The sequence below is a fragment of the Ancylobacter koreensis genome (assembly GCF_023016525.1).
GTDB lineage: Bacteria > Pseudomonadota > Alphaproteobacteria > Rhizobiales > Xanthobacteraceae > Ancylobacter > Ancylobacter koreensis.
The window spans coordinates 990092-1004738 of sequence record NZ_JALKCG010000001.1 but is presented as its reverse complement, the minus strand read 5'-3'; the positions used below and the strand labels follow the sequence as shown (position 1 = coordinate 1004738).

11 protein-coding genes are annotated in these 14647 nt (G+C 72.7%); 4 read left to right on the top strand and 7 right to left on the bottom strand.

What is annotated here, in order from left to right; all coding sequences use genetic code 11:
- Nucleotides 1-95: 95 nt before the first annotated feature.
- A complete protein-coding gene (locus MWN33_RS04585; RefSeq protein WP_247199171.1) occupies nucleotides 96-560 on the bottom strand; it encodes a secondary thiamine-phosphate synthase enzyme YjbQ in 465 nt (154 codons plus the stop codon).
- A 117-nt stretch (nucleotides 561-677) separates the two neighbouring features.
- Here MWN33_RS04585 and MWN33_RS04580 point away from each other — a divergent pair, with 117 nt between their 5' ends.
- Nucleotides 678-1676 carry an alpha/beta hydrolase gene (locus MWN33_RS04580; protein ID WP_247199169.1) on the top strand — a complete coding sequence of 333 codons (999 nt, stop codon included), beginning with the start codon at nucleotides 678-680 and terminating at the stop codon, nucleotides 1674-1676.
- A 12-nt stretch (nucleotides 1677-1688) separates the two neighbouring features.
- Here MWN33_RS04580 and MWN33_RS04575 read toward each other — a convergent pair whose 3' ends face one another.
- From MWN33_RS04575 to MWN33_RS04565, 3 genes are all read right to left on the bottom strand, one after another.
- Nucleotides 1689-2234 (bottom strand): hypothetical protein, encoded by a 546-nt coding sequence (locus MWN33_RS04575; protein ID WP_247199167.1) that lies wholly within the window; start codon nucleotides 2232-2234, stop codon nucleotides 1689-1691.
- Between the two features lie 38 nt (nucleotides 2235-2272).
- Nucleotides 2273-2887 carry a 2-hydroxychromene-2-carboxylate isomerase gene (locus MWN33_RS04570; RefSeq protein ID WP_247199165.1) on the bottom strand — a complete coding sequence of 205 codons (615 nt, stop codon included), beginning with the start codon at nucleotides 2885-2887 and terminating at the stop codon, nucleotides 2273-2275.
- 194 nt (nucleotides 2888-3081) lie between these two features.
- Complete coding sequence (locus MWN33_RS04565; protein WP_247199163.1) at nucleotides 3082-3513, bottom strand: MerR family transcriptional regulator; 432 nt, start codon at nucleotides 3511-3513, stop codon at nucleotides 3082-3084.
- 488 nt (nucleotides 3514-4001) lie between these two features.
- Between MWN33_RS04565 and MWN33_RS18995 the strand changes: the two genes are divergently transcribed.
- The gene (locus MWN33_RS18995) at nucleotides 4002-7409 is read left to right on the top strand and encodes a hypothetical protein (RefSeq protein WP_281493569.1); all 3408 of its coding nucleotides are present in this window, start codon (nucleotides 4002-4004) and stop codon (nucleotides 7407-7409) included.
- Between the two features lie 51 nt (nucleotides 7410-7460).
- On the opposite strand, the gene pdeM is transcribed toward MWN33_RS18995, so the two are convergent.
- From pdeM to MWN33_RS04545, 3 genes are all read right to left on the bottom strand, one after another.
- A complete protein-coding gene (gene pdeM / locus MWN33_RS04555) occupies nucleotides 7461-8129 on the bottom strand; it encodes a ligase-associated DNA damage response endonuclease PdeM (protein WP_247199161.1) in 669 nt (222 codons plus the stop codon).
- Nucleotides 8130-8139: 10 nt separating this feature from the next.
- Nucleotides 8140-10686 carry a ligase-associated DNA damage response DEXH box helicase gene (locus tag MWN33_RS04550; RefSeq protein ID WP_247199789.1) on the bottom strand — a complete coding sequence of 849 codons (2547 nt, stop codon included), beginning with the start codon at nucleotides 10684-10686 and terminating at the stop codon, nucleotides 8140-8142.
- 192 nt (nucleotides 10687-10878) lie between these two features.
- Complete coding sequence (locus tag MWN33_RS04545; RefSeq protein ID WP_247199159.1) at nucleotides 10879-11805, bottom strand: class I SAM-dependent DNA methyltransferase; 927 nt, start codon at nucleotides 11803-11805, stop codon at nucleotides 10879-10881.
- Nucleotides 11806-11878: 73 nt separating this feature from the next.
- Between MWN33_RS04545 and MWN33_RS04540 the strand changes: the two genes are divergently transcribed.
- Both MWN33_RS04540 and MWN33_RS04535 read left to right on the top strand, forming a co-directional pair.
- Nucleotides 11879-12955, top strand: a complete 1077-nt coding sequence (locus MWN33_RS04540; protein ID WP_247199788.1) for a ligase-associated DNA damage response exonuclease — start codon at nucleotides 11879-11881, stop codon at nucleotides 12953-12955.
- On the top strand, nucleotides 12952-14646 hold the full coding sequence (locus tag MWN33_RS04535) for a cisplatin damage response ATP-dependent DNA ligase (protein ID WP_247199157.1): 1695 nt from the start codon (nucleotides 12952-12954) through the stop codon (nucleotides 14644-14646). Before MWN33_RS04540 ends, MWN33_RS04535 begins: the two co-directional genes overlap by 4 nt.
- Nucleotide 14647: the final 1 nt, after the last annotated feature.

Genomic DNA, 14647 nt, shown 5'->3' with positions numbered 1-14647 from the left:
GTGCGGTGGAGCCGTAACGGCAAGCGCGGCGCCGGCGGGTTGGCGGGCGGCGCTCAGGCGCCTCGCGGCGGCCCCATCGCTGGGTTTCAAGACCTTTAGTTGGCCTCGCCGACAAACGCCACCACCAATTCGCGCCGATGCGGCCGCGTCCGGTGCTCCACGAGATAGATCCCCTGCCAGGTGCCGAGCGCCATCCGCCCGCCCATCACGGGCACGGCGACGCTCACCCCGGTGAGCACCGCCTTGATGTGGGCGGGCATGTCGTCCGGCCCTTCCATGTCGTGCACCCAGCCGGCACGCTCGGGCGCCAGCCGGTCGAGCGCGGTCAAAAGGTCGACCCGCACGTCAGGATCGGCGTTTTCCTGGATGGTGAGCGAGGCCGAGGTGTGGCGGCAGAACAGCGAGACCTCGCCCTCGCGGGCGCCGATGCCCTCCAGAAAGCCGGCCACCGCACGGGTGATCTCGACAAAACCGCGCCCGTCCGTGTCCACGGTGAGAGAGCCCGCAAAGCGCCGCGTCACGCCGCTTTCGCGCACCTCGCCTTGCCGGATTCGCGCCATCGAGCCGTCCTCTTTTCGGCCCGCGCGCTGGACGAAGCGGGCCGGCTGGGTTTGGATAGGCCGATCCATCCCCGATGACAAACCGTTCCCCCGCCATTGACGGAGCGTCGCCGCCCCATGACTTCCCTGCCGTCGACTTCACCCGCGCCCGCAATCTCGTCCGGCCCGCTCACCATCGACCCCGCCCTGTTCGATCCGGCCGCCATCGCACCCGACACGCGGGCGGTGAACGCCGCCATCGTCAAGGCGCTCGGCGCCATCCCGGACCGCTGGGTGTTCCCGATGGCGGTGCTGCGCAAGCTGCGGCTGGACGGCAAGGGCCCCTTCCCGCTCAGCCCGGAAAGCCCCTATGCGCAGGTGATCGAGATCGAGGGCCCGCACGGCCCGGTGCCGCTGCGCATCCTCACCCCGCCGGAGCCGGCGAAGGGCGTCTATCTCCACATCCATGGCGGGGGCTGGTGCCTCGGCTCGGCGCGCGAGAATGACGGGCTGAACCACCGCTTCGTCGAGCGCACCGGCTTCGCCGTCGTCTCGGTCGACTACCGGCTCGCCCCCGAGCATCCCTGGCCGGCGGCGCCGGACGATTGCGAGGCGGCCGCACTGTGGCTGCTGCGCGAGGGGCCGGCCCGCTTCGGCACGGAGCGCTACGCCATCGGCGGCGAATCGGCCGGCGGAAATCTGGCGGTCTCCACGCTGCTGCGGCTGCGCGACCGGCACGGTCGCGCCCCGTTCCGCTGCGCCAACCTCACCGCCGGCTGCTACGATCTCGCGCTGACCCCCAGCGCGCGGATGTGGGGCGACGAGCCGCTGGTGCTCAACACGAACGACATCAACGTCTTCGTCGGCCATTATCTGCGCGAGGGCGGCGACCTCGCCTTGCCCGACATCTCGCCGCTGCACGCCGACCTCAAGGGCCTGCCGCCGGCACTGTTCTCCATCGGCACGCGCGACGCGCTGCTCGACGACACGCTGTTCCTGGCGCCGCGCTGGCTCGCCGCCGGCAATGGCGCGGAACTCGCCGTCTATCCCGGCGGCTGCCACGTCTTCATCGGCTTCCCCGGCACGCTGACCGATCAGGCGCTGGCGCGCAGCCACGCCTTCGTGACGGCCTATTGAGAGCAGCCGCCGCTAGAGGCTCTGGCCCTGCGCGGGCGGATCGCCGCGCAGCCTGTCGACCATCTCGAAGAAGCGGCGGAACACGCGCTCGGCCATGTCCATCGCCTGGTCGAGCCGCTTCTCCGCTTCCGGCGGCAGCCTGTCCTCATCCGCCGCCGGCGGCGGGGTGACGGGCGGCGAGGCTGCGGGCGGTTCGCCCGGACGGGCGGCCTCGGGCGGCGCCATGATATCGGGCACGCCGCCGGTTCCGCCCCCCGCGCCACCCTTCTCCAGCGCGGCGATCCGCGCGTGCAGACGGCCGATCTCGGCTTCCAGCGCGGCGCGGTCCTCCGGCACCGCCTCGCACACCCAGGCGTCGGACCTCATCGAGCAGAAGGAGAGCGTGCCCGTATGTGTGTCGAGCTTCATCAGCCCGTCCTCGACCGGCAGCATGGTGAAGCGCGGGCTTTCGATTCGCGACTCGGCGGAAGGCTGGGCGCGGGTCTGGGCAGCAGCGGGGCCCGCGAGCAGCAGGGCGCCCGCCAGCAGGGCGGGAACCTCGGGTACGGTCAGCCGCATGGTCGGCCTCCTCGGGTCGGGCGCGCGGGGCGCGACGCTCAGGGCGTGAAGGGCGCCCGCCCGCTCGCCAGTGCGCGGTCGATGAGTTCGATGCGATCCTGCCCCCAGAACACCTCGCCGTCGAGCACATAGGCCGGCGCGCCGAACACGTCGGCCTCCACCGCATCGGCCTCGTTGGCCTTGTAGATGATGGCCGCGCGGTCGCTGGCGGCGGCCTCCAGCAGCGTCTCGGGCAGACCGAGCTCGGCGAGGATGGCGGCCAGCACGGCCGGATCGGCGAGGTTTTCCTCCCGCTGCCAGACGCCGGAGGTGAGCCGCGTGACGAGCGGCGCCACGTCGTGCCCGTCGATCTGCGCGGCGATGATCAGGCGGTCGCCATGGCTGGCGTCGAAGGGCCAGTGCGCCGGGCTGACATGGAAGTCGATGCCGCGCGCCTCGCGCCAGCGCTTCAGCTCCACCAGCCGGTAGCGCTGGCGCGCCGGGTGACGCCGGGCCAGCGGCAGGCCGCCGGTCTCGGCGAACAGCTCACCGAGGAAGACGGGGCGGAAATTCACCCGCGCGCCGTGCCGCCGCGCTACGTCGAGAAAGGGCGCGTGACCGATGAAGGTCCAGGGACTGGCGATCGAGAAGAAATAGTCGATGGAGCGGGACATGCGGACAACTCGGCAAGCGAAACGGGAACGGCGGATGCGAATCCGGCGCGGGGCGCCGCTCGCACGCTAGTTCGTTTTGCCGTGCCGGGGAATCGTCCCGCCGGGATTCGACCTCCCCAAACGCCAACGGCGCCCAGAGGGCGCCGCCGGTGGTGGTCGGGGGAGGAGAGAGTTGGAAGGCCGCGCGCGGCTGGTCAGGCCGCCGTGCGGGTGGTGAAGGCGGCGACCATCTGGCGGAGCTCGCCGATCGCTTCCTCGATCTCGGTCTTCTGCTGCTCGAGCAGCGCAAGCTGCTCGACGCACTTCTCGCGGGTGAGGGCGAGGCCGCCCGGAGGCACCACGCCGCCTTCGCGCAGCGCGACCATCGCCTTGATCTCGGCGAGGGTGAAGCCGAGCTTCTTGCCCTTGAGGATGATGGCGAGGCGGGCGCGCTCGGCGGCGCTGTAGAGCCGGGTCAGGCCCTCGCGGCGCGGCGCCAGCAGGCCCTTGTCCTCGTAGAAGCGCAGGGCGCGCAGCGTCACGTCGAACTCACGGGCGAGGTCGCCGATGGTGAAGAAGGCCGGCTCGCCCGCGGGGGCGATGTGGGCGTCGGCAGTGCGATCGGCTTCGAAGGAGGTGAAGTCCATGTCGGCAACTCCGGGTGGGGATCTGGTCCGGGTGAATTGGTGCAGCGCGTCAGCGATGTTGACGCACTGTCGCAGAGCGGTTGCCGCTAGGGGAGAAAGTCACACCCGACGTTAGGGCAACTTACTGTTAAACCGACAGTCAACCGGCTGATCCATCAGGATATTCCCTGTCATGATGCGAGACGGCCGGCGGCAGGGAAAGCCGGCCGGCACGCCCCCACAATCCGCTTGCCGGCAATGTAAGGCCGTGTCGGCGGGCTCCGTTACCGCCCGGATTTCCGGTTTCGGAAGCGCCTCGCCGGGCCGCCAAGGCTGACCGGCGGTACCCATTAACTGGCCATTTACCAAGATTCGAAACAGTTGCGCCGGCAGCCGGAAGAGCTGGCGCGGCGATTCCCGCCGCTCATGGTGCCGACGCGACGGAGAGAACGGTGAGGCAAGGGGCCCCTTCGACGGCCGGGCAGATCGCTCCGGAAGCCTGGCGCGCCATGAGCGAAGCCGCGCAGCGCGCCGGCATGCCGCTGGAACAATGGCTGCGCAGCCAGCTCATCGGCACCGCCGGCAATTCCGCGCCGGGTGGGGAAAGCCCGGGCAGCGTCGCCGAGCTGCAGCGCCGCATCGAGCAGCTCGCCGGCAAGATCGACCAGCTCGGCGCCGTGGCGCCGCCGCACGCTCCTGCGGCCCCCGCCATTCCCAGCGCCGCCGACCTTCTCCAGGCGCCCTTCGGCGCGCCGCCCGCCGCCCCGCTCCAGCCCGCTCCCTTCAGCGAACCGCAGCCGGCGCCCGTCGTCGCCCCCGCTCCGGCCCCGGCCTCCACCGGCTCGACCTATGCCGACCAGCGGCTGCAGGCGGCCATCCGCGAGATCGACCAGCGGCTGGAGGCGATGCATCTCATCGCCCCGCGCGAGGCCGCCCGTGCCGAGATGGCCCGGCATGAGCCGGCGCCTGCGGAGCCCGCCCGTCCCGCCTTCGCTCCCCCGCCCCCCTTTGCCCCGCCCGGCTTTGCCCCCTCGCCGAACGCCATCGAGGCCGCCGTGGCGGAGATCGCCGCGCGCCAGAGCGAGCTCGACCGCGACGCCGGGCAGCGCCACCACGAATCCGCGCGGGAGCCGGCCTATCGCGAGCACACCTACCGCGAGCCCCCTCGCGAACCGGCCTACCGCGAGACGCCGCGCGAAATGCCGGCCCGCGAGGCGCGTCCCCCGGTGCGCGACGCCATCAGCGAGCGCTTCGTACGCGATCCCTTCGCCGGCGGCCCCTTCCCCACCCGCGCCGCCGCGCCAGCGCCGATGGCACACACGCCGGTTACAGCGGCGCCTCTCGCAGCGGCACCTCTCGCGGCGGCACCTGCCGCGCCGGCCCAGCCCGCGCCCGTTCCGCCCGCCCCCGCCGCCCACGCGGCCGCACCGTCGACTCCCCGTCCGGGGCCGGCCAACGACACGCTCGTCGCGATACAGGGTGAGCTCGGCGTGATGCGCCAGTCGCTCGCCTCGGTGGCGCCGCGCCGCGCGGTGGACGATCTCCAGCGCGTCGTGCAGCAGCTCGCCGAGCGGGTGGAGCGCGCCGGCGTGCGCGACGAGGAGCTGCGCGCCACGCTGCTGGCGCTGCGCGACATGATCGGCGGGCTCAAGCTGCCCGAGCATCCCGCGCTGCTGCTCAGCCGCATCGACACGCTGGAGCGCAAGGTCGATGTCGTCAGCGCCAAGTCGGCGGACGGCGCCACCATCGCCCGGCTGCAGGCGCAGGCGACCGAGATCCGCGACCTGCTGGCCCGCACCCTCTCCTCGGATTCGGTACGCCTGCTGGCCGAGCAGGTCTCCATGCTGGCGGTAAAGGTCTCCGAGATCGCCGCTAATGAGGAGCGCGCGATCCGCACCGCCTTCGGCTCGCTGGAGCGCCGCATCGACACGCTGGCCGACAAGATCGTCAGCCAGCCCGGTCCTGTTCCGCTGGACGATCTGGTCAGCCGCCTCGACACCATCCAGAACGGCCTCGCCAGCGCCCGCCGCGAGCTGCCGGCTGGCATGGAGACGTTGATCCGTGGCCTCTCCGAACGCATCGAGCGCATCGAGCGCCCGGTGGCGATGCCCGACGAAGCCCCGCGCTTCGACGCGCTCGGCCGGCAGATCGGCGAACTGACGCAGCGCATCGAAAAGGCCGTCGCCGGCGCCGAGATCGCTGGCCAGCTCTCCAGCATCGAGCGCGCGGTGAACGACCTCTTCATCCAGATGGAAGAGACCCGCGCCACCTTCCTCGCCGCCGGCCCCCGCGCCCGCCCGCCGGGCGGCAGCCCGAACGGTCCCTCCGCCCGCATCCGGCGCGAGATGGCGGGCATCGAAGCCGCGCATGAGGCGGCGGCGCCATTGCCTGCGCCGGTCTCCGTGCCCGAGGCCGCCGCCCCGGCGAGCTTCGCGCCCGCGCCCGTCCCTGCGCCGGAGCCCGCCCCGGAACCGGAAGTGCCCGCACCGACGCCGGAAGTGGCCTTCGCCCCGCCGCCGGCCTCGATCCCGCGCCCCTTCGAGCCGCAGCTCATGCGCGCGGCGCTTGAGGAGCTCAGCCGCTCCACCGACGCCGCCGTCGCCCTGCGCGCCCACGCCGCCGCGCCGGCTCAGGACGCCGCCGCACCGGCACCCGCCGCCCGCCCGGTGGCGCGCCATGACGGCCCGCGCGTCGTCACCGCCTTCGACGACGATGTCGATTTCCACCCGGTCGATCTCGACGCCGAGGCCGCGACCCGCAAGCCGGCTTCCGGCGAGGCGCCGCGCGCGGCCGCCGGCACCCCGACCCGCACCGCCTTCATCGCGCAGGCCCGCCGCGCCGCGCAGCCTTCCGGCGCCGTGCCGCCGGAGATGCGCAGCCACATCGCCGAACGCAACCGCCGCAAGCCCGGCCGCTGGCTCGCCCGCATCCGCGCCATGCTGCTGATCGGCCTGTGCGGCTCGGCGCTGGCCTATGGTTCCTGGCACCTGCTCGCCCAGATGCGCGAGGGGCAGCTGCGCGCCGGCGTGCCCGCGCTCTCCTCCACCGCCGTCCTGCCGCCGAGCGCGCGCCCGGCCCTGCCGAACGCGACCCCGGCGCCGGAGGACATCACCGGCTCGGTGGGCGGCACGCGACCGCAGATCGCCCCCGCTCCCGAGGTGGCCCCGCCCGCCGCGGCCCCGGCCACCCCGCCGGCCGCTTCGCCGGAATCCGAAGCGCCCATCGGCCCTTCCAGCATGTCGCTGCCGAGCGAGCTGCCTGGCGGCATCGCCAGCCAGACGCTGCGCGCCGCCGCGCTGGCCGGCGACCCGACCGCCGCCTTCGAGATCGCCCGCCGCTTCATGGAGGGCGAAGGCGTCGCCCCCAACGCGGCGCGCGCCGCCGAATGGTTCAGCTATGCCTCAGCCAATGGTTCAGTGCCGGCGACCTATCGGCTCGGCACCATCTACGAGAAGGGCATGGAAGGCGTGCCGCGCGACGCCGGCCGGGCGCGCCAGCTCTATGAGCAGGCCGCCGCCGCCGGCAATGTCGCCGCCATGCACAATCTCGGCGTGATGCTCGCCTCCGGCGTCGACGGCCAGCCCGACTACCGCACGGCGGCGATCTGGTTCACCCGCGCCGCCGAGCGCGGCGTCCGCGACAGCCAGTACAATCTCGCCGTGCTCTATGCCCGCGGCTTCGGCGTCGCGGCGAGCCCCTCGGAAGCGTGGCGCTGGTTTGCGCTGGCCGCCGCGCGCGGGGACGGCGAGGCCGCCGCCAAGCGCGACGAGATGGCGGCGCGGCTCGACGCGCGCAGCCTCGCCGCCGCCCGGCAGGCCGTCGAGCACTGGGCGCCGCTCACCGTCGACGCCAAGGCCAACGACACCGCGCTGGCCGACTGGAGCAACGGCGCCCCGCGCCAGACCGCCTCGCGCTGAACCAATCCCCTAAGTGTCGCGATGCCCGGCTCCGGCCGGGCATTTTGCGTTCTACCGGTCCGGCAGGCAGGCGTGGTGGGCGATGCGGTAGGTGCGCGCGGCGCCGACCAGATGCGCCTCATAGGCGGGCGCGAACAGGCGGGCCAGCGCGGCGTCGCGCACATTGAGCCCGCCGGCATAGGCGCCGAGGGCAGGCATGACGAGCCGCCGCCCGTCGGTGGCGAAGCAGCGCCGGCGCAGGCTGCGCCCGCGCACCACCACCCGCGCCACAGGGTGGAAATGGCCGGCGATCTCGCCCTCCCCCGGCTCCACGGCAGGCTCGTGGCGCAGGGTCAGCGGGCCGATACGCAGTTCCTCCGCGCAGATGCCCCCGAACCCCGGCACCGGATCGGGATCGTGGTTGCCGGCGATCCACACCATCTCGCACCCGCGCATCAGCGCGGCCAGCGTCGCGCGTTCCTCGCCGGCCAGCCGATCGGCGCCGCCACGATCGTGGAAGCTGTCGCCGAGCGCGACGAGGGTGCGCGGGCGCCGGCGCTCGACGATGCGGGCGAGCAGCGTCAGCGTCGCCCGGCTGTCATAGGGCGGCAGCGGCACGCCGCGCGCGGCGAAGGAGGAGCCCTTCTCCAGATGCAGGTCGGCGACAATGAGCATGCGCTCGGCCGGCCACCACAGCGCGCCGGCGGCGTCGAGCACGAGCGCGACGCCGGCCAGGGCCACCGCCGTACCATCATGCCCGCCATCCGTCTCCCGCGCCGTTTCCGCCGTCCGATGCACCGTCCATCGCCTCCCTGATCAGTTCGTCCTCGGCTTCCGCCAGCAGCGCCTCGGAGGCGCCGCCCGCCACCATCTCGCGGCCGATCTCCAGCATGACCGGCACGGCGAGCGGGGAGACCCGCTCCAGCGCCACATGGTCGATTCGCCCCCGGATGCGGGTGAGCATGTCGGAGAGGCGGCGAATGTCCAGAAGCCCGGTGGCCGCATCGGCGCGGGCCGCGCGCAGCAGAACGTGGCCCGGCTCGTGCCGGCGCAGCACGTCATAGACGAGATCGGTCGACATCGTCACCTGCCGCGCGTTCTTCTCCCGGCCGGGAAAGCGCCGCTCGATCAGCCCGCCGATGACGGCACATTGCCGGAAGGTGCGCTTCATCAGCGCAGATTCGGCGAGCCAGTCCTCAAGGTCGTCGCCCAGCATGTCGGCGTCGAACAGCGCGTCGAGCGAGAGCCGCCCCTGTTGAATAGCGAGCGACATGTCGCGCGCGCCGTAGATCACCAGCGCGTAGTCGTTGGCCATGAAGCCGAGCGGGTGCAGCCCGGCGCGGTCGAGCCGGCGGGTCAGCAGCATGCCGAGCGTCTGGTGCGCCAGCCGGCCCTCGAAGGGATAGGCGACGAGGTGGTAGCGCCCGCCACGCGGAAAGGTCTCGACCAGCAGGTCCTCCCGGCCCGGCAGGCGCGAGCGCAGCTTCTGCAGCTCCAGCCATTCATGCACCTGCCCCGGCAGGGCGGACCAGCCGGCGGGATCGGCGAGCAGCGCGCGCACCCGCGCGGCGAGGAAGGTGGAGAGCGGGAACTTGCCGCCGGCGTAGGAGGGCACCTTCGGCTCCTTCGCGTTGCTGCGGGCGACGCGCACCTCCTCGTCGACGATGGCAAGATACTCCAGCACCTCGCCGGCGAAGACGAAGGTGTCGCCGGGGCTCATCGTCTCGACGAAATATTCCTCCACCTCGCCGAGCACCCGGCCGCCGAAGCGCGACTTGGCGCCGGCGAGCCGCACCTTCAGCATGCTCGCCTCGACGATGGTGCCGACATTCAGCCGGTATTGCTGCGCCACCTCCGGGTTGGCGACGCGCCAGCGCCCGTCCTTCATGCGGCGGATGCGGGCGAAGCGCTCATAGGCGCGCAGCGCGTAGCCCCCCGTCGCGACGAAATCGAGCACGTCGTCGAAATCCTGCCGGACGAGACCCGCATAGGGCTCGGCCGAAATCACCTCGGCATAGAGGTCGTCGGCGGCGAAGGGGCCGGCGCAGGCCATGCCGAGCACGTGCTGCGCCAGCACGTCGAGCGCGCCGGTGCGGATGACCGCGCTGTCCTGCGCGCCCGCCCGCACCGCTTCCAGCGCGGCGCGGCATTCCAGAACCTCGAAGCGGTTCGCCGGCACCAGCACGGCGCGGCTCGGCTCGTCCAGCCGATGATTGGCGCGCCCGATGCGCTGCATCAGCCGCGAGGAACCCTTCGGCGCGCCAACATTCACCACGAGGTCGACCGCGCCCCAGTCGATGCCCAGATCCAGCGAGGAGGTGCACACCACCGCCTTCAGCCGGCCCTCGCCCATCGCCGCCTCCACCCGCCGGCGCTGCGAGACATCGAGCGAGCCGTGGTGCAGGGCGATCGGCAGATTGGCGTCGTTGATGTGCCACAGCTCCTGGAACAGCAGCTCGGCCTGCATGCGGGTGTTCACGAAGACCAGCGTCGTCGTGTTGGCCGCGATCAGCGCGTAGATCTCCTTCAGCGAATGGCGCGCCGTGTGGCCGGCCCAGGGCACATGGGCGACGCTGTCCAGCATGGAGAGTTCCGGCGCCGCGCCGGCCTGCGCGATCACCACATCGCCCATCTCGCCCTCGCGAGCCTGCGGCACCAACCAGCGGCGCAGCGTGTCGGGATCGGCCACCGTCGCCGAGAGGCCGACCGTCTGCGCCTGCGGCGCGAGCGCCCGCAGCCGGGCGAGGCCGAGCGAGAGCAGGTCGCCGCGCTTCGAGCCGGCCAGCGCGTGCAGTTCGTCGAGCACGATGCGGCGGAGATCGCCGAACAGCGCCTCGCCGTCGCCCGAAGCCAGCAGAAGGGCGATCTGTTCCGGCGTGGTGAGCAATATGTCGGGCGGGTCACGCCGCTGGCGCTGGCGGCGCGAGGCCGGCGTGTCGCCGGTTCGGGTCTCGATGCGGACGGCCAAGTCCATCTCCGCCGCCGGCCGCTCCAGATTGCGGGCGACGTCGACGGCCAGCGCCTTGAGCGGGGAGATGTAGAGCGTGTGCACGCCGGGCGGGCGCACGCTGTTGCGGGCACGGGCCCGCTGCGACAGCTCGACGAGGCTCGGCAGGAAGCCGGCCAGCGTCTTGCCCGCTCCCGTCGGGGCGATCAGCAGGGCCGAGCGGCCCGCGCGCGCCTTGGCGAGCAGTTCGAGCTGGTGCGCGCGCGGCGCCCAGCCCCGCCCGGCGAACCAGCGCCGGAACGGCTCGGGCAGCAGATCGTCGGGCAGGTCGGGGGCAGGCGCGGCATCCATCGGCACGGCGAGAAGCTAATGCCTCGGCGGCGAATTGCGAGGGGGCGCGTCTTTGCAGAGCTTCCCTCGGTCGTCATCCCGGACGGCCGCAGGCCGATCCGGGATCGCGGGCAGGAAGAAGCAGTGTCGGGGCGCGATCCCGGCTCTCCGCTTCGCTTCGGCCGGGATGACGCGGAAGCGGGGGGCGCACGCTCACTCCGCGCGCTGCGCCACCACGACGATACCCGGCACCGGGGTCTGGTGCTCCTTGCGCACCCATTCATCCGCCAGATGCACCAGCCCCAGCCCGGCGGCCGCCAGCCCGGCATGCACATGGTCCACCGCGTGGGCGTAGCGCAGCGTGTCGCGCAGCAACACGCTCTCGCCCTCATGCGTCTCGGTGGTGAAGGCGAGAAGCCCGCCCGGCTCCAGCACGCGGCGGCTCTCCATGAGGATAGGGCCGAGCTCGGCGAGGTAGCAGAAGGCGTCGCCGGCAAAGATCAGGTCGACGTCGCACGCCGGCCGCGCCTTAAGGAAGGCCAGCATCTCGCCGGCCGTCAGCCGCTCATAGACGCCGCGCCTTGCCGCGCGGTCGATCATGTTGGGCGAGAGGTCGACGCCCTCGATCGCGCCGAGCCGCGCCTCGATGCGCAGCGCCACCAGCCCGGTGCCGCAGCCCAGATCCAGCCCGCGTGCGAAGGCATAGGGCCGGCCGAGCCCGGCGCAGGCCGCCTCCAGCGCGGCGTCGATCACCTCCGGCCCGCGATAGGAAAGCCGCGCCAGCGCGGTGTCGAAGCGGTCGGCATACTGGTCGAACAGCGCGCGCACATAGGCTTCGCTCATCTCCGCCACCGCGCCGTCGAGCCGGGCGAGGCGCAGCGCGGCACCCAGCGTGTCGCCGGCATCCTGCGCCAGCGCGCCCTCGAAGGCGGCCCGCGCGCCGGCCGCATCGCCCGCCGCCTCGCGGGCCTCGCCGAGCAGGAACCAGCCGGGCGCGTAATGGCCGGCGCGCGCGGTCGCCTCGGCGAGCAGTTCGGCGGCGTCGGCGGGGTTGCCCTCCTCCATCAGCGCGCGCGCCCAGTCGATCCGGCGATCCACGGTCGGGTCGCCGGAGGAGAGGATGAGCCTGCCTGCATTCATGCGGGTGGTTCTCTGGACACCGCCGCGAGGCCTCTCGCGGAAAACCGGGGCGCCGCCCTATATATCTTCCGCGATGCGTCCGGAAGAGCTTCTCCACTCCACGCCGCAGGGGCTCTATTCCCCGGCCGGCGACTTCTTCATCGACCCGACGCGGCCGGTGGCGCGGGCGCTCGTCACCCACGGCCATTCCGACCATGCCCGCGCCGGCCATGGCGCCGTCCTGGCGACCCGGCGCACGCTCGACATCATGGCGATCCGCTATGGCGAGGATTTCGCGGGCACGACGCAGGCGGCGGCCTATGGCGCGCGCGTCGAGGTGAACGGCGTCGGCGTCACCTTCCATCCCGCCGGCCACATACTGGGCAGCGCGCAGATCGCACTCGACTGGCGCGGCTGCACCATCGTCGCCTCGGGCGACTACAAGCCGGGCGCCGACCCGACCGCCGAGCCCTTCGCCCCGGTGCCCTGCCACGTCTTCATCTCGGAGGCGACCTTCGGCCTGCCGGTGTTCCGCCATCCCGCGCCGGCGCGCGAGATCGCCAGGCTCACCGCCTCGCTCGCTTTGTTCCCCGAGCGCGCGCATCTCGTCGGCGCCTATGCGCTCGGCAAGGCGCAGCGGGTCATGGCGCTGCTGCGCGCCGCCGGGCATGAACGGCCCATCCTCATCCATGGCGCGATGGAGCGGCTGACCGAGTATTACCGCGCGCAGGGCATCGACCTCGGCGACATCCGCCCCGCCCGCGACGCCCCGGCGGCCAAGCGCGCCGGCGCGGTGGTGATCTGCCCGCCCAGCGCGATGACCGACGTCTGGTCGCGCCGCTTCCCCGATCCGGTCACCGCCTTCGCCTCAGGCTGGATGCGCATTCGCGCCCGCGCCCGGCAGAACGGCGTCGAGCTGCCGCTCATCCTCTCCGACCATGCCGACTGGGACGATTTGCAGGCCTCGATCCTCGCCACCGGCTGCCAGGAACTGTGGGTCACGCACGGCCAGGAGGACGCGCTGGTGCACTGGGCGCGCCTCGCCGGGCTGGAGGCGCGGCCGCTGCACATGGTCGGCTATGGCGAGGAGGAGGCGGAAGGCGCGCCGCCGGAAGGCACGGCGCCAGAGACCGCGGGGCCGGAAGCCTCCCCGCCGGAGGCCGCGCCGTGAACCGCTTCGCCGCCCTGCTCGACCGCCTCGCCTATGAGCCGCGCCGCAACGGCAAGATCAGGTTGATAGCCGACTATCTGAAGCACACGCCAGACCCGGAGCGTGGCTGGGCGCTCGCCGCGCTCACCGGGGCGCTGTCGTTCCGCAACGCCAAGCCGGGGCTGATCCGCCAGCTGATCTCCGAGCGCACCGACCCGGTGCTGTTCGCTCTTTCCTACGATTATGTCGGCGACCTCTCCGAGACGGTGGCGCTGATGTGGCCGGCGCCGCACGGGCGCAACGACACCGAGCCGCCGCCCCTTTCCGCCATCGTCCACGCCTTCACCCATATGGGCCGCGCCGAAATGCCGGCCGTGCTCGCGGGCCTGCTCGACCGACTGGACGAGACCGGCCGCTGGGCGCTGCTCAAGCTGATCACCGGCGGCCTGCGCATCGGCGTCTCGGCCCGCCTCGCCAAGACGGCGGTGGCCGCGCTTGGCGAGCTGACGCCGGACGATATCGAGCTAGTCTGGCCCGGCCTCTCCCCGCCCTATGAGGCGCTGTTCGCCTGGGCGGAAGGGCATGGCGCGCGGCCCGAGACCGACGATCCCGCCCCTTTCCGCCCGGTGATGCTGTCCCATCCGGTCGAGGACGCCGATTTCGCGGCGCTGGACCCCGCCGCCTTCCGCGCGGAATGGAAATGGGACGGCATCCGCGTGCAGGCGGTGCGGGCGCCCGGCGCGGACGGGCGGCACGTGACGCGCCTCTATAGCCGCACCGGCGAGGACATCTCCGGCGCCTTCCCCGATCTTGCCGAGGCGCTCGCCTTCGACGGGGCGGTCGACGGCGAGTTGCTGGTGCTGCGCGAGGGGCGGGTGCAGTCCTTCAACGTGCTGCAGCAGCGGCTCAACCGGAAGGCTGTCACGCCGAAGATGCTGGGCGAGTTCCCGGCCCATATCCGCGCCTACGACCTGCTCGCCGAGAAGGGCGAGGACCTGCGCGAGCTGCCCTTCGACGCCCGCCGCGCCCGGCTTGAGGCGCTGGTCGCCGCCCATCCCGAGGCGGGCCGGCTCGACCTCTCCCCGCTCGTGCCCTTCGCGTCATGGGAGGAGCTGGCCGCCGCCCGCGCCGATCCGGCGGCGCATGGCGCGCAATCCGAGGCCGAGGCGGTCGAGGGCGTCATGCTCAAGCGCGCTGACAGCTTCTATCTCCCCGGCCGGCCGAAAGGGCCGTGGTGGAAATGGAAGCGCGACCCGCACAGCGTCGACGCCGTGCTGATGTATGCCCAGCGCGGCCACGGCAAGCGCTCCTCCTATTATTCCGACTACACCTTCGGGGTCTGGACGGAAGCCGGCGAACTGGTGCCGGTCGGCAAGGCCTATTTCGGCTTCACCGACGCCGAGCTGATCGAGATCGACCGCTTCGTGCGCCGCCACACCGTCAACCGCTTCGGCCCGGTGCGCGAGGTCGTCCACACGCCGACCGAGGGGCTGGTGCTGGAAGTCGCCTTTGAGGGGCTGGCGCGCTCCACCCGCCACCGCTCGGGCCTCGCCATGCGCTTTCCCCGCATCGCGCGTCTGCGCTGGGACAAGCCCCCCGGCGAGGCGGACCGGCTGGAAACGCTGGAGCGCATGATCGGCGATGAGGGACACGCTCCCCGCCGTGCCTCCGGCGTGCTAGGGAAGGGCCGTTCGCCCGCCCAAGGAGCGTGAT

Excerpts from the sequence above, each read along its gene's own strand:
- MWN33_RS04585 (WP_247199171.1), bottom strand. The coding sequence starts at position 560 with ATGGCGCGAATCCGGCAAGGCGAGGTGCGCGAAAGCGGCGTGACGCGG.
- MWN33_RS04580 (WP_247199169.1), top strand. The coding sequence starts at position 678 with ATGACTTCCCTGCCGTCGACTTCACCCGCGCCCGCAATCTCGTCCGGC.
- MWN33_RS04540 (WP_247199788.1), top strand. The coding sequence starts at position 11,879 with ATGCGTCCGGAAGAGCTTCTCCACTCCACGCCGCAGGGGCTCTATTCC.
- MWN33_RS04565 (WP_247199163.1), bottom strand. The coding sequence starts at position 3,513 with ATGGACTTCACCTCCTTCGAAGCCGATCGCACTGCCGACGCCCACATC.
- MWN33_RS04575 (WP_247199167.1), bottom strand. The coding sequence starts at position 2,234 with ATGCGGCTGACCGTACCCGAGGTTCCCGCCCTGCTGGCGGGCGCCCTG.
- MWN33_RS18995 (WP_281493569.1), top strand. The coding sequence starts at position 4,002 with ATGAGCGAAGCCGCGCAGCGCGCCGGCATGCCGCTGGAACAATGGCTG.
- MWN33_RS04570 (WP_247199165.1), bottom strand. The coding sequence starts at position 2,887 with ATGTCCCGCTCCATCGACTATTTCTTCTCGATCGCCAGTCCCTGGACC.
- MWN33_RS04550 (WP_247199789.1), bottom strand. The coding sequence starts at position 10,686 with ATGGATGCCGCGCCTGCCCCCGACCTGCCCGACGATCTGCTGCCCGAG.
- MWN33_RS04545 (WP_247199159.1), bottom strand. The coding sequence starts at position 11,805 with ATGAATGCAGGCAGGCTCATCCTCTCCTCCGGCGACCCGACCGTGGAT.